The 17,738-nt window shown below is 45.7% G+C and carries 17 protein-coding genes; 13 read left to right on the top strand and 4 right to left on the bottom strand.

All coding sequences use genetic code 11. The features are described from left to right. Nucleotides 1-125: 125 nt before the first annotated feature. The 10 genes from fabZ (at nucleotide 126) to R8N49_RS03540 (ending at nucleotide 11,154) form a co-directional block, all read left to right on the top strand. Complete coding sequence (fabZ, locus tag R8N49_RS03495; protein ID WP_005380349.1) at nucleotides 126-578, top strand: 3-hydroxyacyl-ACP dehydratase FabZ; 453 nt, start codon at nucleotides 126-128, stop codon at nucleotides 576-578. Nucleotide 579: 1 nt separating this feature from the next. After that, nucleotides 580-1,368, top strand: a complete 789-nt coding sequence (lpxA, locus tag R8N49_RS03500; RefSeq protein ID WP_005380357.1) for an acyl-ACP--UDP-N-acetylglucosamine O-acyltransferase — start codon at nucleotides 580-582, stop codon at nucleotides 1,366-1,368. Nucleotides 1,369-1,487: 119 nt separating this feature from the next. After that, the gene (gene lpxB, locus R8N49_RS03505; protein ID WP_017636041.1) at nucleotides 1,488-2,627 is read left to right on the top strand and encodes a lipid-A-disaccharide synthase; all 1,140 of its coding nucleotides are present in this window, start codon (nucleotides 1,488-1,490) and stop codon (nucleotides 2,625-2,627) included. Between the two features lie 9 nt (nucleotides 2,628-2,636). Next, on the top strand, nucleotides 2,637-3,272 hold the full coding sequence (gene rnhB, locus R8N49_RS03510; protein WP_085570097.1) for a ribonuclease HII: 636 nt from the start codon (nucleotides 2,637-2,639) through the stop codon (nucleotides 3,270-3,272). A gap of 81 nt (nucleotides 3,273-3,353) precedes the next feature. After that, complete coding sequence (gene dnaE, locus R8N49_RS03515) at nucleotides 3,354-6,833, top strand: DNA polymerase III subunit alpha (RefSeq protein WP_005385364.1); 3,480 nt, start codon at nucleotides 3,354-3,356, stop codon at nucleotides 6,831-6,833. 46 nt (nucleotides 6,834-6,879) lie between these two features. Further along, nucleotides 6,880-7,839, top strand: a complete 960-nt coding sequence (accA, locus tag R8N49_RS03520) for an acetyl-CoA carboxylase carboxyl transferase subunit alpha (protein WP_005380365.1) — start codon at nucleotides 6,880-6,882, stop codon at nucleotides 7,837-7,839. 107 nt (nucleotides 7,840-7,946) lie between these two features. Next, nucleotides 7,947-9,257 (top strand): tRNA lysidine(34) synthetase TilS, encoded by a 1,311-nt coding sequence (tilS, locus tag R8N49_RS03525; protein ID WP_258489260.1) that lies wholly within the window; start codon nucleotides 7,947-7,949, stop codon nucleotides 9,255-9,257. A 70-nt stretch (nucleotides 9,258-9,327) separates the two neighbouring features. Beyond that, a complete protein-coding gene (locus R8N49_RS03530) occupies nucleotides 9,328-9,642 on the top strand; it encodes a c-type cytochrome (protein ID WP_005391816.1) in 315 nt (104 codons plus the stop codon). A gap of 187 nt (nucleotides 9,643-9,829) precedes the next feature. Next, the gene (glnB, locus tag R8N49_RS03535) at nucleotides 9,830-10,168 is read left to right on the top strand and encodes a nitrogen regulatory protein P-II (protein WP_005380372.1); all 339 of its coding nucleotides are present in this window, start codon (nucleotides 9,830-9,832) and stop codon (nucleotides 10,166-10,168) included. 140 nt (nucleotides 10,169-10,308) lie between these two features. Then, nucleotides 10,309-11,154 (top strand): endonuclease/exonuclease/phosphatase family protein, encoded by an 846-nt coding sequence (locus R8N49_RS03540; RefSeq protein WP_025768251.1) that lies wholly within the window; start codon nucleotides 10,309-10,311, stop codon nucleotides 11,152-11,154. Between the two features lies 1 nt (nucleotide 11,155). On the opposite strand, the gene R8N49_RS03545 is transcribed toward R8N49_RS03540, so the two are convergent. The 3 genes from R8N49_RS03545 to gloB all read right to left on the bottom strand — a co-directional run bounded on the left by R8N49_RS03545 (nucleotide 11,156) and on the right by gloB (nucleotide 14,435). After that, complete coding sequence (locus R8N49_RS03545) at nucleotides 11,156-11,842, bottom strand: YIP1 family protein (RefSeq protein ID WP_005380375.1); 687 nt, start codon at nucleotides 11,840-11,842, stop codon at nucleotides 11,156-11,158. After that, nucleotides 11,839-13,422: a LysM peptidoglycan-binding domain-containing protein gene (locus tag R8N49_RS03550; protein WP_017820746.1), complete on the bottom strand. Its 1,584-nt coding sequence runs from the start codon at nucleotides 13,420-13,422 to the stop codon at nucleotides 11,839-11,841. The genes R8N49_RS03545 and R8N49_RS03550 overlap by 4 nt, the downstream gene beginning before the upstream one ends. A gap of 254 nt (nucleotides 13,423-13,676) precedes the next feature. Then, on the bottom strand, nucleotides 13,677-14,435 hold the full coding sequence (gene gloB, locus R8N49_RS03555; RefSeq protein WP_017636045.1) for a hydroxyacylglutathione hydrolase: 759 nt from the start codon (nucleotides 14,433-14,435) through the stop codon (nucleotides 13,677-13,679). A 37-nt stretch (nucleotides 14,436-14,472) separates the two neighbouring features. Between gloB and R8N49_RS03560 the strand changes: the two genes are divergently transcribed. Continuing rightward, on the top strand, nucleotides 14,473-15,219 hold the full coding sequence (locus tag R8N49_RS03560) for a class I SAM-dependent methyltransferase (protein WP_017636046.1): 747 nt from the start codon (nucleotides 14,473-14,475) through the stop codon (nucleotides 15,217-15,219). On the opposite strand, the gene rnhA is transcribed toward R8N49_RS03560, so the two are convergent. After that, nucleotides 15,216-15,680 (bottom strand): ribonuclease HI, encoded by a 465-nt coding sequence (gene rnhA / locus R8N49_RS03565; RefSeq protein WP_005380384.1) that lies wholly within the window; start codon nucleotides 15,678-15,680, stop codon nucleotides 15,216-15,218. The genes R8N49_RS03560 and rnhA overlap by 4 nt on opposite strands. A gap of 59 nt (nucleotides 15,681-15,739) precedes the next feature. On the opposite strand from rnhA, the gene dnaQ reads away from it, so the two are divergent. Together dnaQ and R8N49_RS03575 are read left to right on the top strand one after the other, a co-directional pair. Beyond that, nucleotides 15,740-16,462, top strand: coding sequence for a DNA polymerase III subunit epsilon (gene dnaQ / locus R8N49_RS03570; protein ID WP_005380385.1), 723 nt, complete (start codon nucleotides 15,740-15,742; stop codon nucleotides 16,460-16,462). Between the two features lie 8 nt (nucleotides 16,463-16,470). Further along, on the top strand, nucleotides 16,471-17,721 hold the full coding sequence (locus tag R8N49_RS03575; protein ID WP_047102600.1) for a TIGR03503 family protein: 1,251 nt from the start codon (nucleotides 16,471-16,473) through the stop codon (nucleotides 17,719-17,721). Nucleotides 17,722-17,738: the final 17 nt, after the last annotated feature.

Here is a 17,738-nt window from a genome sequence, read left to right on the forward strand (position 1 = left end):
GCTCTAAGTAGATTTAACTCCAAGATGGTGCGTATTTTGCTAGTATATTGCAAAGCGATTCGGCTTTACGACCTGTTGCCACGTTTGCCATCTTGGCGGCAAAAAATTGATATAGGAAGACGACTTTGACTACTGAAAAGAAAACGATGAACATCTCTGAAATTCAAGAGCTACTACCTCATCGCTACCCATTCTTATTGATCGACCGAGTGATAGACTTCCAAGAAGAGAAGTACCTTCACGCGATTAAAAACGTGTCGGTTAACGAACCTCAGTTCACAGGTCACTTTCCTCAACTACCAGTATTCCCAGGTGTTTTGATTTTAGAAGCAATGGCTCAGGCAACAGGCTTACTTGCATTTAAATCATTTGGTGCACCAACAGAAAATGAACTGTACTACTTTGCAAGCGTAGACGGCGCGAAATTCCGTAAACCAGTGGTTCCGGGCGACCAATTGGTTATTGAGGTAGAATTTCTGAAAGAACGTCGCGGCATTGCTGCATTTAGCGGTGTAGCAAAAGTTGACGGCGAAGTGGTATGTTCTGCAGAACTGAAGTGTGCTCGTCGAGAGTTTTAATATGATTCATGAAACCGCTAAAATCCACCCGGCAGCGGTGGTAGAAGAGGGCGCCAAAATTGGTGCTAACGTAACAGTAGGTCCTTTTACGTACATCACCTCTACGGTTGAAATTGGTGAAGGCACAGAAGTGATGTCTCACGTTGTGATCAAAGGTCACACAACTATTGGCAAAGATAACCGTATTTTCCCACATGCTGTCATTGGTGAAGAAAACCAAGACAAAAAATACGGTGGTGAAGACACAACTGTGGTTATCGGTGACCGTAACGTCATTCGTGAAGCGGTCCAAGTTCACCGCGGCACAGTGCAAGACAAAGCAACCACGATCATTGGTGATGACAACTTATTGTGTGTTAATGCACACGTTGCGCATGATGTTGTTATTGGTAACCACACTCATATCGGTAATAACTCGATTCTTGGTGGTCACGTTACTGTTGATGACTATGCCGGTGTGATGGCACTGTCTGCGATTCATCCGTTTTGTACAGTGGGCGCTTACGCATACATTGGCGGCTGTTCAGCTGTGGTGCAAGATGTCCCAGCTTATGTACTCGCGCAAGGTAACCACGCTACTCCATTCGGCTTGAACCTTGTTGGCTTGAAGCGTAATGGCTTTGAGAAACCAGAGATTCGTGCGCTACAAAAAGCGTATAAAGAAATCTACCGTTCAGGTAAGACGCTAGAAGAAGTGAAGCCTATTCTGGCTGAAATGGCTCAAGAGTGGCCGGCTGTGAAGCGTTTCTCAGATATTCTGGAAACGACGGAACGTGGCATTATTCGTTAATTGGCGAATGAACCAATAAATAAAAAGATCGTGACCAAATTTGAGGTTACGATCTTTTTGTGTTTTATGGATAAGGCAAACCGTTATCCATAGCGCACAGGAAAAATAGCGAAGTAGATATGGAAAGACCATTACGTATTGGCATCATTGCCGGAGAATTGTCTGGCGATACGCTAGGTGAAGGCTTTATCAAAGCAGTAAAGCAACAATATCCAGACGCAGAGTTCGTAGGCATTGGTGGTCCGAAAATGATAGCCCAAGGTTGCGAGTCTCTGTTTGATATGGAAGAGCTTGCGGTGATGGGATTAGTCGAGGTTTTAGGCCGCTTACCGAGACTTCTTAAAGTGAAAGCTGAGCTCGTTCAGTATTTTACTCAGAATCCGCCTGATGTTTTCATCGGGATCGATGCTCCTGACTTCAACTTACGCCTGGAGCTTGACCTCAAGCAAGCGGGCATTAAAACCGTTCATTACGTGAGTCCGTCTGTTTGGGCTTGGCGTCAGAAGCGCATCTTTAAAATAGAAGCGGCAACGAACTTGGTGCTAGCATTTCTTCCGTTTGAGAAAGCGTTCTACGACAAATTTAATGTACCTTGCGAGTTCATTGGTCATACCTTGGCTGATGCCATCCCACTAGAATCAGAACAAGCGCCTGCACGTGAGTTGCTTGGTTTAGAACAAGATAAAAAGTGGCTTGCTGTCCTGCCAGGCAGTCGTGGTAGCGAGTTAAAAATGCTCTCAGAGCCATTTATTGAAACCTGCAAGTTACTCCATAAAAAATTTCCAGAACTGGGGTTTGTTGTCGCGCTTGTTAATCAAAAACGCCGTGAGCAGTTTGAACAAGCATGGAAAGAGCTAGCGCCAGAGTTGGACTTCAAGTTAGTTGATGACACCGCACGCAACGTCATCACCGCATCCGATGCCGTGATGTTGGCCTCCGGTACCGTAGCGTTGGAGTGTATGCTTCTCAAGCGTCCAATGGTGGTGGGTTATCGTGTGAATGCATTTACTGCTTTCTTAGCTAAACGTCTATTGAAAACGAAGTATGTGTCATTGCCGAATATCTTGGCGGATGATGAGCTCGTCAAAGAATATCTACAAGATGAGTGCACACCAGACAATTTGTTTACTGAGGTTTCTCGCTTATTGGAAAGCGACAATAAACCGATGTTAGATAAGTTTACGGAAATGCATCATTGGATCCGTAAAGATGCGGATCAACAAGCCGCAAACGCGGTTCTAAAACTGATTGAAAAATAGAGATTTATCATGGCTGTTAAACCAAAAGCGACCAAAACCAAAGTTGAACTCCCTCCGTTTGAATATCCGCAAGGTTACCAGCTTGTGGCCGGAGTCGACGAGGTAGGACGTGGCCCTTTGGTGGGAGACGTCGTCACCGCTGCGGTTATCCTTGATCCTCACAATCCTATTGAAGGGTTGAACGATTCGAAAAAATTGACCGAAAAGAAACGCATGGCGTTGCTTCCTGAAATCAAAGAAAAAGCATTGGCGTGGGCGGTCGGGCGTTGTTCTCCTGAAGAAATCGATCAACTGAATATTTTGCAGGCGACTATGGTTGCGATGCAGCGTGCAGTGGCGGGGTTACAGGTTCAACCTGATTTGGTGTTGATTGATGGTAACCGTTGTCCGGAGCTGCCAATGGATGCTCAAGCTGTAGTAAAAGGCGATCTACGTGTTGCCGAAATCAGTGCGGCGTCAATTATTGCCAAAGTCGTGCGTGACCAAGAGATGGAAGAGTTGGATAAACTTCATCCACAATTTGGCTTCGCGAAGCACAAAGGTTACCCAACTAAAGCGCACTTTGAAGCGATTGAGCAACACGGAGTGATCAGTGAACACCGCAAGAGTTTCAAGCCAGTAAAAAAAGCGTTAGGCATAGAATAATCAAACGATCTAATTGGTGTTATAAACCCAACCTCTTTAGGTTAGAATCCCCAACAAAATAGAGTTACACGGTACCTGTTAATGTCAGATCCCAAATTCATCCACCTGCGTGTTCATAGTGACTTCTCGATGGTGGATGGCCTCAACAAAGTTCCGCCAATCGTAAAGAAAGTTGCTGAGCTCGGTATGCCCGCAATGGCGTTGACCGACTTTACCAACCTATGTGGTTTGGTGAAGTTTTACGGTACGGCGCATGGCAGTGGTGTTAAACCGATCATTGGTGCTGACTTTAAAATGCAGTCGGACGAGTTTGGTGAAGAGCTGACACAAGTGACTTTGCTTGCGGCGGATAATGTAGGTTATAAGAACCTGACGTTATTGATATCAAAAGCGTACTTACGTGGACATGTTCAACACCACCCTGTGATTGATAAAGCCTGGTTGGCTGAAATGTCTGAAGGCTTGATTGTATTATCCGGCGGTAAAAGCGGGGAAATTGGTCGCGGCCTTTTGAAAGGCAACCGTCAAATAGTGCAGGGGTGTGTTGATTTTTATAAACAGCATTTTCCAGATCGCTTTTATCTTGAGCTACTTCGTACCGGTCGTCCAGATGAAGAAACTTATCTTCACTTTGCGGTTGAATTGGCAGAGCAGCAAGACTTGCCAGTAGTGGCGACCAATGAAGTTGTATTCCTGAGTCCAGACCTATTTGATGCTCATGAAATACGCGTAGCGATTCACGATGGTTACACATTAGAAGATCCGCGTAGGCCAAAAAACTACAGTCCGCAGCAATATCTTCGTACAGAAGAAGAAATGTGTGAGCTGTTTGCTGATATTCCTGAAGCGTTAGAAAACAGTGTCGAGATAGCGAAGCGTTGTAACGTGACTGTGCGCTTAGGTGAGTACTTCCTACCAGCTTTCCCAACCGAAGGGATGAAAGAGACTGAGTTCCTAGTCATGAAATCCCGAGAGGGGTTGGAAGAGCGTTTAGAGTTCCTATTTCCAGATGAGGAAGAGAGAAAACGTCGCCGCCCTGAATATGATGAACGTCTTCAGATAGAGCTAGATGTTATCAACCAAATGGGATTTCCTGGTTACTTCTTGATCGTAATGGAGTTCATCCAGTGGTCAAAAGATAATGGAATTCCTGTCGGTCCTGGACGTGGTTCCGGTGCTGGTTCTTTGGTGGCTTACGCACTAAAAATCACCGATCTGGATCCACTAGAATACGACTTGCTGTTCGAACGTTTCTTGAACCCAGAACGTGTTTCGATGCCCGATTTCGACGTCGATTTCTGTATGGATAAACGTGACCAGGTTATTGACCACGTTGCGGAAATGTACGGTCGTGACGCGGTGTCTCAGATCATCACGTTTGGTACCATGGCGGCAAAAGCGGTAATCCGTGACGTTGGCCGCGTATTGGGCCACCCATTTGGTTTTGTTGATCGTATTTCAAAGCTGATCCCGCCCGATCCAGGTATGACGCTAGATAAAGCGTTTAAAGCTGAACCTGCACTACCTGAATTGTATGAGGCCGATGAGGAAGTTAAAGAACTCATCGACATGTGTCATATTTTGGAAGGCTGTACGCGAAACGCCGGTAAACACGCTGGTGGTGTTGTAATTTCACCTACAACAATTACCGATTTTGCGCCAATTTATGCAGACGCTGAAGGTCACTTTCCGGTTACTCAATTTGATAAAAACGATGTTGAGACCGCTGGCCTAGTTAAGTTTGACTTCTTAGGTTTACGTACCTTAACCATTATTGACTGGGCGTTAGGGCTGATTAACCCACGCCTAGAGCGAGAAGGTAAAGAACCGGTTCAAATTGAATCCATACCGTTAGAAGACCCCGCCTCTTTCCGTTTGTTGCAAAACTCTGAAACGACAGCAGTATTCCAGCTTGAATCTCGAGGCATGAAAGAGCTGATCAAACGACTTCAGCCAGACTGTTTCGAAGACATCATCGCATTGGTAGCACTCTTCCGTCCGGGTCCTTTGCAATCGGGCATGGTAGATAACTTTATCGACCGTAAACATGGTCGAGAAGCGATCTCTTATCCAGATGAAAAGTGGCAACACGAGTCGCTAAAAGAGACGCTAGATCCAACCTACGGCATCATCCTGTACCAAGAGCAGGTAATGCAGATTGCGCAGATCTTAGCAGGTTACACGCTAGGTGGTGCGGACATGCTTCGTCGTGCAATGGGTAAGAAAAAGCCAGAAGAGATGGCAAAACAACGTGCTATCTTTGAAGAAGGTGCGATAAAGAACGGTATCGATGGCGAGTTGGCGATGAAAATCTTCGACTTGGTAGAGAAGTTCGCCGGTTATGGTTTTAACAAATCGCACTCTGCTGCTTATGCATTGGTTTCTTATCAGACTCTTTGGCTGAAAACACATTACCCTGCCGAATTTATGGCTGCGGTAATGACAGCCGATATGGATAACACGGAAAAAGTCGTTGGCTTGGTCGATGAGTGTTTCCGTATGAAGCTCACCGTGCTGCCACCAGACATCAACTCTGGCTTATATCGCTTTAATGTTGATGAAAATGGCGCAATTGTTTACGGTATTGGTGCGATAAAAGGGGTAGGTGAGGGTCCTATCGATGCGATTCTTGAGGCGAGAAATAAAGGTGGTCACTTTAAAGACCTATTTGATTTCTGTGCTCGAGTTGATCTAAAACGCGTCAATAAACGAGTGATAGAGAAGCTGATTTACGCGGGCGCGTTGGATCGACTAGGCCCACACCGCGCGGCGATGATGGCGTCACTCAATGATGCGGTAAAAGCAGCAAGTCAACATCACCAAGCTGAAGCGTTTGGTCAAACGGATATGTTTGGTGTGCTAACGGATGCACCTGAAGAAGTAGAGCATAAGTATACGCAGGTTCCGCCTTGGCCAGAAAAAGTGTGGTTAGAGGGCGAGCGTGATACCCTAGGTCTATATTTGACAGGGCACCCAATTAACGCCTACGTAAAGGAACTAAACAAATACACCAGTTGTCGACTAAAAGACGCAACGCCCACTCGCCGCGACCAATCTGTCACGGTGGCAGGTCTGGTTATTGCCGCTCGTGTAATGACGACTAAGCGTGGTACACGAATTGGCATTATGACACTGGATGACCGAAGTGGTCGCATGGAAGTGATGTTGTTCTCAGATGCACTGGATCGATACGCTGAACTTCTCGAAAAAGACAGAATTTTGGTCGTTTCTGGACAGGTCAGCTTTGATGACTTCAACGGTGGCCTTAAAATGTCGGCGCGTGAAGTTATGGATCTCGGCAGTGCGCGCGAGAAATACGCTCGTGGTTTGTCGGTATCGATAGATGCAAATCAGATCAACGATCAGTTTTTTGAGCAGTTCAGCCGTATTTTAGAACCGCACAAAGCCGGAACCGTACCCGTCAATGTATACTACCAGCGTGCCGACGCCAGAGCGCGGTTAACATTGGGCACCGAGTGGCGAGTTACGCCAAGTGATACATTACTCGACGATTTAAAACAGTTGCTTGGCAAAAGCCAGGTAGAACTCGAATTTAACTAAAAATTCAGCGCAATATGTTAGACGCTGAGTAAACAAGGATTCATAGATGAGCCTAAACTTTCTTGAATTTGAAAAGCCAATTGCAGAACTAGAAGCGAAAATTGAAGCATTACGTGATGTCTCTCGTCACGGTGGTGATTCTGCGATTGACCTGGATAAAGAAATCGAACAGCTTGAGAAGAAAAGCTTAGAGCTGAAGAAAAAAACCTTCAGTGACCTAGGTGCATGGGAAACAGCTCAACTGGCTCGTCACCCACTACGTCCTTACACGCTGGATTACATCCAACACGCTTTTGAGGAGTTTGATGAATTAGCGGGTGACCGCGCGTTTGCAGACGACAAAGCGATTGTGGGTGGCATGGCTCGCCTTGAAGGCCGCCCTGTGATGATCATTGGTCACCAAAAAGGTCGTGAGACCAAAGAAAAGGTGAAACGTAACTTTGGTATGCCGAAACCAGAAGGCTACCGTAAGGCTCTACGCTTGATGGAAATGGCAGAGCGTTTCAACATGCCGATCATCACATTTATTGACACGGCTGGCGCATACCCAGGTGTGGGCGCAGAAGAACGTGGTCAATCTGAAGCTATCGCGAAAAACCTAAAAGTGATGTCTGGTCTTAAAGTACCAGTAATCTGTAACGTTGTCGGTGAAGGCGGTTCTGGTGGTGCATTAGCAATCGGTGTAGGCGACTACGTGAACATGCTTCAGTACTCTACGTACTCAGTAATTTCTCCTGAGGGTTGTGCTTCAATCTTATGGCGTGATTCAGACAAAGCGCCACAAGCGGCAGAGGCAATGGGCCTAACTGCTCCGCGTCTTAAAGAGCTTGAACTGATCGACGAAATCATTGAAGAGCCACTAGGCGGCGCTCATCGCGATCATGTTCAAATGGCAGCGAATATGAAAGCGACACTACTTCGTCAGCTAGAAGATCTAGAACAATTGGATGAAGAGACGCTACGTGAGCGTCGTTACCAGCGTCTAATGAGCTACGGTTACTGTTAATTTCGGTGATTGCTATTAAGCGTTAGCTGATATCTCAAGTGATAACAGTTAAAATAGAAAGGGTTGGATGAGAGTCCAGCCCTTTTTTTGTACCTATCGGATCGCTTATGGAATCGCTTTACCCGCATTTTGCTCAAGTTCTCGGCCGCTACTATCAATTAGGCACTAAGGTTGTCTTGGCGTTTAGCGGAGGAGTGGATTCACGTCTTTTACTCGAATTACTCAGTCGCTACCAACAAGCGCACTCTGTAGAGTGTCACGCTGTGTATGTGCACCATGGTTTAAGCTCGAATGCCGATGATTGGGCTGATAAATGCCTACTGTGGGCAAAACAAGTGGGGATATCATGCTCGATTGAGCGAGTGAGCTTAGACATCAGCAATGGTGAAAGTATTGAACTTCTTGCTCGTGAAGCTCGCTATCAAGCCTTAACTAAGTACGTTCAAGAAGGCGATATACTGTTGACCGGCCAACATGCTGATGATCAACTAGAGACTTTTCTCCTTGCTCTTAAGCGAGGCAGCGGGCCAAAAGGGTTATCTTCGATGGCGGAGAGTATGCCGTTTTCTAGTGGGTCCCTAGTTCGACCATTGCTTACTATCAAGCGGAAAACCATCGAAGACGCGGCTACTAAATTAGGTTTGGAGTGGGTGGAAGACGAAAGCAATCAAGATACCCGTTATGATCGTAACTTTCTTCGTCATTGTGTTATTCCTGAGTTGTCTGGTCGTTGGCCGAGTATCCATCAAGCGGTTCAGCGCAGTGCAAGTTTATGTGCTCAACAAGAAGCGCTATTGGATGAACTATTGAGCGCGGTGTTTGAACGCGCTTTACAAACGGATCTAAGTTTGAGTATTGAAGAGCTGGCTAAGCACAGTGAGTTAGCTCGTGCGCGCTTGATTCGTATGTGGCTAGCTAATCTTAATACTAGTATGCCGACTCAGGTACAACTCAATCTCATCTGGAATGAAGTGGCATTAGCTCAGCAAGATGCCAACCCCAAACTACAACTTAAACAAGGTGAAGTGCGCCGTTTTCGAAATCGTCTCTATTGGGTAACGGAAATCGCTGACGTCACTGAGTGGCAAAGTACGATTCAAGTCGATACCGTTTTATCGCTTCCAGAGCGGCTAGGGGAGCTGACCTTAACGACGAGTTCTAGCAACGCAACGATTGCGCTTCCGAGTCAGCCAGAATTGCTTCGCGTGACCTTTAATCCGGAAGGCTTATCAGCGCATCCAACCACGCGTAATCACAGTCGAAAACTGAAGAAGTTGTTCCAAGAATACAATGTGCCAAGCTGGCTGCGTCGTCAAATTCCGATTTTGATGTATCAAGATCGAGTCGTTGCTGTGGCAGATCTGTTCGTTGATCAGGCGTTTAATGGTCAAGATTGTGAACTTATTTGGCGCAGGTAATGAAAATTCATGCCACAATGTCGATTATAAAATATAAAAATCCTTAAATAATAATTGATTAGGTGAAGCAATGAAGAAAACAATCATGGGTGCAATGGTGGCGTTAACCATGTTTAGTGGGCAAGCTCTAGCTGCGGGAGATGCTACAGCAGGTCAAGCAAAGTCGGGAGTATGCGCGGCGTGTCATGGCGCTGATGGTATTGCTGTCATTCCGGGTTACCCAAATCTGAAAGGGCAAAATGAGCAATATATTATCAGTTCAATTAAAGCTTATAAAAATAAAGAGCGAACAGGTGGGCTTGCTGCTGTGATGCAAGCTCAAGCTTCATTGTTGTCTGATGAAGATATCGCTAACCTAGCGGCTTACTACGCAAGTTTGAAGTAAACGCGAGTCTGAAAAAGCTTGGACGATTGGGCATTGAGCAGTTCTCACTGGGGTTTTATCAACTCACGATATTCGCTATGTTAATTTGCTCAATCTGGATTTTCGCTGGTGGATCAGAGACAAACATTGAATGTTGCGAAACGCTAAACGATAATAAGCGCAATCGATTGAAGCTTAAGGGATGAACATGAAAAAAATTGAAGCGATTATCAAGCCATTTAAACTGGATGATGTTCGAGAAGCGCTAGCTGAAGTTGGCATTACAGGGATGACCGTCTCTGAAGTGAAAGGTTTTGGTCGCCAAAAAGGTCACACAGAGCTTTACCGTGGTGCAGAGTATATGGTGGACTTTCTACCTAAAGTGAAGCTCGAAATCGTTGTAACGGAAGATGTGGCTGATAAATGCGTAGAGACAATCATTGAAACCGCGCAAACTGGTAAGATTGGTGATGGTAAAATATTCGTCACTGATATTGAGCGTGTGGTTCGTATTCGTACTGGTGAAGAAGACGAAGACGCGATCTAAGGTTTCTTGTCACCTGTTTCGTATTTATTATGCTAAAAGGGAGCCAAGTGGCTCCTTTTTTGTTGTTTGCTTATTAGTGAAATCATTTAACCCGAGATTGGTTGTTCTAGATTTCGGGTGCCTACATTCAGGTTTGTCGTATGTTTAAGCGTTTTTTTCTGGCGTTAGCTTTTCTCGTAATGGCGGTATTGGTTGGCTTCCAGGTTATTTTCACCGTACCAGATCAGCCGCAAATTATTACTCAAACAGGTACCGAGCTGACACAAGATATCAGGTGCATCGAATTTAGCGATTCAAAAGCTCTCGATCATGACGGCAAAATCAATGTGCTTGTCTGGAATATCTACAAACAGAACCGGGCTAATTGGCAACGTGCACTCGATGAGTTTTCTGCTGATAAGCAGTTACTGTTATTGCAAGAAGCCAGCATGACACCATCATTTAAACAGTGGTTGGTGGATGGTCGCTGGGTTAGTAATCAAGTGAGTGCTTTTAAGGCGCTGGGTAGCGGTGCCGGTGTAATTAGTATTGCTCAAGGGCAACCAGAAAAAGCCTGCGCTTACACCTCTAAAGAGCCGTGGCTTCGCTTACCTAAGTCTGCATTATATAGCCAGTATCACTTGAGTAATGGCGAGAAACTCGCAGTGGTGAATGTACATGCAATTAACTTCACCGTGGGTACAAAAGAGTATGTATCTCAGTTAACGGCGCTTGAAATGCTTTTAAAGCATCATGTGGGGCCAATTCTATTTGCTGGAGACTTCAATAGCTGGAGTGAATCTCGCGTTAATGCGATGAGGCAGGCCTTAAAGGCTGCGGACTTACAAGAGGTGACGTTCTTGCCGGATCATCGAGTCCAATTTATAACAGGGTTACCACTGGACCATGTGTTTTACCGAGGTCTGACGCTTAAGTACGCAAAAGCGCCGCAGAGCGACGCTTCCGATCATAACCCATTGTTATTGTCATTTACGTTAAATAACTAGCTTAGGTTACCACAATATAAAGTGCCCAAATAACGTAGAAGAATACCCATGGCAGGCTTGCTATCACCAAAGCTTGGCCACGTTCAAACTCCGTCCACGTCAGTACAACGCCGTAGCCGAGCACAATGTACCAAGGCAGAAGCAAAGGTAACGAGCTAGCGAAATGAGACCATTCGTTAGTAAGAGGCAGCTTTAATAGACCATTGAGGCTATTTAAATCGGCAGCGTAAGTCATTACCTGACCATGCTTGAGTAGCAAGCTCGCGTAGCTTGCTACATCGCCCAATACTGCTGGGAATAAGATAGCACACGATGCGGCAAACCATTTCCAGTAACCGTATTGTTGTTTGCTTGCCTTTGTTGCAAGAAAGAACCAAAGCGCGAGCAATAGTAAGGTGGCAAAGCGGTTGAATACATCATTGATGATCGCGCTTGCCATTAGCGTGTTTGGTTCTAATAGCTCAATCTGCTTCGGGTCGATTTGCTGAAATTGCGCAGCAAGTTGGTCACTGAGCCACGTGAAATCGACATTCGAAAAGTAAGCACCCCAGAATAAAAACGGACTAAGCATCAGGAAGATGAACGGTTGCCATCCCCATCCACCGCGTTGATAAAGCGCAAGAAAACAAGATGTTGGAGAACGAAAAATGTCCAACAGCATCACAAGTGGATTGCTTGATGGGTTCATACACTTACCTTCGTTACGTCAACGTACAACTTAAGCTTTTGACCCGGTTGTAAGTATTTTTTCTTGTGTAGCGAGTTCCATTTCACGATGTCGTTCGTTTTTACTTTGAACTTGCTTGCAATGCCGCTAATGGTGTCGCCAGAGCGAACGTTGTAGAAAACGGTACGGATCACAGAACCTTTGTCTGAGTCTTTCCAAATCACTAGCTTTTGACCCACACGCAATGGATCTTTAGGGCCCATACCATTCCATTTAGCTAACGATTTATACGACACTTTATTGTTACGTGCGATTGACCACAAACTTTCTCCAGACTGAACGACATGGGTGAGCTTGAGTTGACCACGAGCACGAGATTGAGTCTTGTTTAATCGGTTTTGTGCCGTTAATGCATATTTTGCATCGTCTTTTGTTGATGTCGGAATCAATAGGTATTGACCAATACGAATGTTGTTATTCGATAGGCCGTTGGCACGTCGAATGACTTTCGTGGTTGTGCCGTATTTATTAGCTAGCACGCTTAAAGAGTCACCAGATTTCACCTTGTAGCGAGCGACCTTCATCCCTTTACCGCGATTTTTCTCCACCTTGGTGAGAAAAGTCTCTTTTTTCTCTACGGGAATCAAAAGTTGGTGCGGCCCCTCAGGCGCTGTCGACCACTGGTTGTATGCTGGGTTGTAACTCTGCAACTCTTTTACGCTAATGCCGGCATAATCTGCGGCAATAGCCAGATCTAACTGCTCTTCTGGATCAACAAGCGTTAGAACAGGCTTGTTTGGAATTGCAGGAATATTAAGTCCGTACTTGTCTTGGTTTGCGATAACGTCAGCCAAGGCCAATAGCTTAGGAACGTAACTGCTGGTCTCTTTTGGTAAGTCTAATGAGAAGAAATCGATAGGTTTACCGAGCTTTTTATTCTTACGAATTGCGCTAGAAACTCGGCCTCCACCGCTGTTATAAGCGGCGATTGCATGTTCCCAGTTACCATCAAAACGCTCGTTTAGTTGTACTAGGTAGTCCAGCGCTGCATCCGTTGCTGCTGCCACATCTCTGCGACCGTCATACCAGTAGTTTTGCTCTAATCCCATCATTTTTCCGGTGCCTGGGACAAATTGCCACAACCCAGCCGCGCTACCATGTGAGTAGGCAAAGGCATCGAATGAACTTTCCACTACAGGAAGTAATGCAAGCTCCATTGGGAGTCCGCGCTCTTCGATACGTTTTGTGATCATGTATAGAAAAGGAGTCGCACGCTTAGATACCGTGTAAAGGTGATTTGGGTGCTTTAAATACCACGTACGGTAGTAGTCCACTTTCTTGTGGTTTGGGATATCCATGTCCAGCTGCATGGCGATACGTTGCCACACATCTTCTTGTTCTTGGGGGGAGAGAACTTTAGGCGCGTCGTTAGCGGATTTTTTTGCTAGTGACGATTTATTGCCCGGTTGAGCTTTTACTGCATTTTGCTTTGCAGTCTGCTCAGATTTATTGGTTTCTGGTGTAGAAGACGTTGAATCTGACTGAGTCAATTGACAGCCAGATAATAACAACGCCAACGCCCAAGTATACTTCAAACGCATGGATTCAGCCTATTTAGGGCCTGTTTATCTTCACCTGCCTGTCGCGCAACGTAATGTGCGTGGCAGTCGCAAGATAATAGACATCTTTTAAACACTAACTAATTTATAGAGGCAAAGAGCTTCTAATTATGCAATGGGGAGAAATTCAAATAGATTTATATCAACCCCAAACGTAAGAGAAGCGCCAGTGGCGCTTCTCGAAAAATCAGTCCCTGATAATACTGGGGTCTTGCAAACTTACAAGCAGAAAATGGTTAAAATTCGTTCTTCCACTCGCGTAAAGCAGTAAAAACCGAGCATGGATCGCTATTTTTAATGCGACTAGCAACAGATTGAACCACGTCAGGGTTAGAGGTTCGCAAGAACGGATTAATCCACTTTTCTTTGCGTATTGTTGTTGGAAGTGTCGGAATGTTGAGTGCTCGCAGTCGGTTTACATCGTCGCGATATTGGCGAAGTTGCTCATTGTCAGGTTCAACCGCTAGAGCAAACGCCACGTTACTCGCGGTGTATTCATGCGCGCAGAAGACTTGAGTTTCTTCTGGTAGAGACGTTAGTTTGCTCAGTGATTCAAACATTTGCTCAGGCGTACCTTCAAAAATACGACCGCAGCCAGCAGAAAAGAGCACATCACCGCAAAACAGTTTTCCGTCCCCAACGTAACCGATATGGCCCAAAGTATGGCCGGGTAACCCAAGTACTAAGAAAATCTCACCAAACAACTCCAGCTTGTCGCCTTCTTCCATTGGTGTCGTTAGGGTTGGAATTGGCTCTGATTTTGGGCCCACAACGGCGACGTCAGGAAATGCACGCACTAAGTCTGGAACGCCACCAATGTGATCGTTGTGGTGGTGCGTAATTAAAATCGCTTCTAAAGTTAATTCGTTAGCCTGCAGAAATTCTAATACTGGCTTCGCATCGCCCGGATCAACGACTGCGCAGCGCTTATCGCTATTTTGTATCAGCCAGATGTAATTATCATTAAATGCGGGTATGCTTTTGATCTCTAACACGATTCGTTCTCCGTCACCCATTTTAGTCAGGTGGTTAATGAAACCAGCACTCAGCAACAAAACTATACCACACCCGTCGACTTGGTCAGCAATGAACAACGGTCCGTGGGTGCTTGAGTCAATCCAGACCCGACTTGATGAATGGTGTCCGAAACTCTTCGGCTACCATATGCTCAAACTGGGCGGGTTGAGCTGTGAGCTAACCAGCTGTAATTGTAACATTCAACACCAAGTCAACGTAGATATCCAGAACCCGTTGCATAATGTGATTGCAGATGGTTACGAATTACCCTTTTTGGAAAAAAGCTTTGATGTTGTGATACTCGCTCATCAGCTCGACTATGCAAGCGATCCACACCGTTTGTTGCGTGAAGTCGATAGAGTGATGATGGATGATGGCTATGTAATTATTACTGGATTCAACCCATTAAGCTTGACTGGATTAGCGAGTTTACTTCCATGGCGTAAACATAATTTGCCTTGGAGTGGACGAATGTTTACGTCGAACCGCATCAAAGATTGGTTAGGGTTACTTAATTATCAAGTGATTCATTGTGATCGTTATGCGCTGTTTCCGATGAAACGTTACCGTACGATGTGGACATGGTTGGAAAATAGTCTTGGTGATTGGGCATCACCCGCTGGGAGTTTGTATTACATAGTCGCGCGGAAACGGACATACCCTCTCAAGCCTATCAAACCGCATTGGCGCTTGAAGAAAAAGCTCACACCACTTGGGGTGATGAATCGAGAGGGTAACACTATGAGGAAAGAATCTCGCTAAGAGGGTTGGTAACCTGTATCTTCCTCAGTTGGGTTTTCTGCAGCAGTCCGGGCTAGCTCATCACACATTTCGTTCTCACGATGGCCTGCGTGGCCTTTTACCCAATGCCATTCAACTTGATGGCGTGCGGTTTCTTTGTCTAGAGCTTGCCATAAATCGGCATTCTTCACGGGTTTTTTATCCGCTGTTTTCCAACCACGCTTCTTCCAGTTATGGATCCACTGAGTAATACCTTGGCGCACATATTGGCTGTCAGTCGTTAAAGTGACTTTACAAGGTTGTTTTAACGTCTGTAGCGCGACGACAGCCGCCAACATTTCCATGCGGTTGTTGGTAGTTAACGTATAGCCTTTGGAAAGTGTCTTTTCTACGTCTTTGTAACGCAATACTATGCCGTAACCACCTGGTCCTGGGTTACCTAAACAAGAACCGTCAGTGAAAATCTCAACGTGTTTGGTCATATTTTTTGGTACTATTAGCCGAAACATTTAATAAAGCATAGTCTGACATACATAACCTTATGAATACCAGCAGCAATTCTGAATATAACCGCATTGTCGTTCTCGATACCGAAACCACAGGTATGAACCGCGAGGGTGGTCCTCACTACATGGGACACCGCATTATTGAAATCGGTGCCGTGGAGATCATCAACCGTAAGCTGACTGGTCGTCACTTCCACGTTTATTTAAAACCCGATCGTGAAATCCAACCAGAAGCGGTGGAAGTTCACGGTATTACGGATGAATTCTTGGTTGATAAACCGGAATACGCGAGCGTGCACCAAGAGTTTCTTGAGTTTATTAAAGGCGCAGAACTTGTTGCCCACAACGCGCCCTTCGATACCGGCTTTATGGATTACGAGTTTGGCATGCTCGATCCTAACATCGGCAAAACGGACGACTACTGCAAGGTGACCGACACCCTTGCTATGGCGAAGAAAATCTTCCCTGGTAAGCGAAACAACCTTGATATCTTATGTGAACGTTACGGTATTGATAACTCGCACCGTACTCTCCACGGAGCTTTGCTCGATGCGGAGATTCTAGCCGACGTTTACCTCTTTATGACGGGTGGTCAAACGAGTCTAGAATTTAACGCGAATAAACAAGAGGGTGGAGTAGAAACCATTCGTCGTATTGAAGGAAGAAAAGCGCTAAAGGTTTTGCGCGCAAGTGCCGATGAACTAGAAGCTCACCAAAAAAGATTAGAGTTGGTGAACGACTGTATTTGGCATCAATAGGAGAAGCTATGTTGAGGGCTTTGTTGGTCGCGTTTTTAGCGATATGGAGTAGTCTCTCGAGTGCTGCGAGTGAATCTACAATGTCTTTGTTAGACAATCGCTTTCGAGTTGATCCAACCATCGAGCAGATCACGTTTTTGGTTTATCGTGAGCAAAGTTCTCAGCCAGTTGTTTTAGTCCGTCCTGACGGTAAAAAATACTATGCCTGGGGCTCTTACGACAATGTACGTTGGTATCAAGAAGCCTCACTCGATATTATTTCCGTTGATAGCCCGATGCCAGGTCCATGGCAGGCTGTGGGGAAAGTTACGCCTAAAAATAACATCCGCTTAATTTCTCACCTAAAGCTCAGTACGGATCTGTTCCCAAACCGATTATATAATGGGGAAGCGCTTAAGTTTACAGCTCGCCTGACCTCCGACGGCAAACCTCTTGTACTGCGCGACTTCCTTGATCGCGTGAATCTGCGCGTGACATTTACCAAGTTTGTCGAAAATGAAGATGAGCTGATCAAAGAAGCACGTCCAGTGCCGATGGTTGTGGGTGAGTTTTCTGATGACGGCCGAGGCTTGGATGAAAAAGCAGGGGATGGTGTGTTTACGGTTCAGCTCCCAATAGACGTTGAGCCTGGTAAGTACCGCGCGCGCATCACGTCTGGCAATGGCGTATTTTTACGAGCGCAAGAACAAGTCATCTTGGTTTATCCGAACCCAATCTCTCGTACTTTTATTCAGGCTCGTAATCCCGATAAGCCACACCAATTAGTGGTGAGTGGCGAGCAAGGTATGATTGCACCAGGCTCTATTGCAGTCACAGTGAAAAAGGACGCTCCCGATGGTTTCATTAGTTACCGCCAAGGACAGGTCTCTAAAGATGGAATGAGAGTTACGTTGAACCTCAATAACGATGCTGAGCTTGGTAAGTACGCATGGCGCGGCGAGATCTTTACCACTGATTTTGCAACCCAGCGTCCGTTGGTGTTTCCTATTCCAGAGCAAACCTTCAGTGTTGTTGATGAAGTTGATCTAGAAGCTGCTCGAATTGCAAAAGAAGCTGAATTAGCCGAGCAGCGCCGTATTGAAATGGAAAAGCAAATTATCGCTGAGCGGGAGGCTGAGCGTAAGCGCAGCATGATTATTATCGCGGTGGGTAACGTGATAATGCTGCTGATTGTGATCATTGCATGGATAGTCTGGCGCAAAATTAAAGCGAAGCGCGATGCCATGCCAGAGATGCAATTAGAAGTACCAAAGAAATAGTAGTAACACATAAAGCG

This window comes from Vibrio sp. 1978 (genome assembly GCF_033344345.1).

Coding starts and splice junctions, on each gene's coding strand:
- lpxA (WP_005380357.1), top strand. CDS start 580: ATGATTCATGAAACCGCTAAAATCCACCCGGCAGCGGTGGTAGAAGAG.
- lpxB (WP_017636041.1), top strand. CDS start 1,488: ATGGAAAGACCATTACGTATTGGCATCATTGCCGGAGAATTGTCTGGC.
- rnhB (WP_085570097.1), top strand. CDS start 2,637: ATGGCTGTTAAACCAAAAGCGACCAAAACCAAAGTTGAACTCCCTCCG.
- dnaE (WP_005385364.1), top strand. CDS start 3,354: ATGTCAGATCCCAAATTCATCCACCTGCGTGTTCATAGTGACTTCTCG.
- accA (WP_005380365.1), top strand. CDS start 6,880: ATGAGCCTAAACTTTCTTGAATTTGAAAAGCCAATTGCAGAACTAGAA.
- tilS (WP_258489260.1), top strand. CDS start 7,947: ATGGAATCGCTTTACCCGCATTTTGCTCAAGTTCTCGGCCGCTACTAT.
- R8N49_RS03530 (WP_005391816.1), top strand. CDS start 9,328: ATGAAGAAAACAATCATGGGTGCAATGGTGGCGTTAACCATGTTTAGT.
- glnB (WP_005380372.1), top strand. CDS start 9,830: ATGAAAAAAATTGAAGCGATTATCAAGCCATTTAAACTGGATGATGTT.
- R8N49_RS03540 (WP_025768251.1), top strand. CDS start 10,309: ATGTTTAAGCGTTTTTTTCTGGCGTTAGCTTTTCTCGTAATGGCGGTA.
- R8N49_RS03545 (WP_005380375.1), bottom strand. CDS start 11,842: ATGAACCCATCAAGCAATCCACTTGTGATGCTGTTGGACATTTTTCGT.
- R8N49_RS03550 (WP_017820746.1), bottom strand. CDS start 13,422: ATGCGTTTGAAGTATACTTGGGCGTTGGCGTTGTTATTATCTGGCTGT.
- R8N49_RS03560 (WP_017636046.1), top strand. CDS start 14,473: ATGAAACCAGCACTCAGCAACAAAACTATACCACACCCGTCGACTTGG.
- rnhA (WP_005380384.1), bottom strand. CDS start 15,680: ATGACCAAACACGTTGAGATTTTCACTGACGGTTCTTGTTTAGGTAAC.
- dnaQ (WP_005380385.1), top strand. CDS start 15,740: ATGAATACCAGCAGCAATTCTGAATATAACCGCATTGTCGTTCTCGAT.
- R8N49_RS03575 (WP_047102600.1), top strand. CDS start 16,471: ATGTTGAGGGCTTTGTTGGTCGCGTTTTTAGCGATATGGAGTAGTCTC.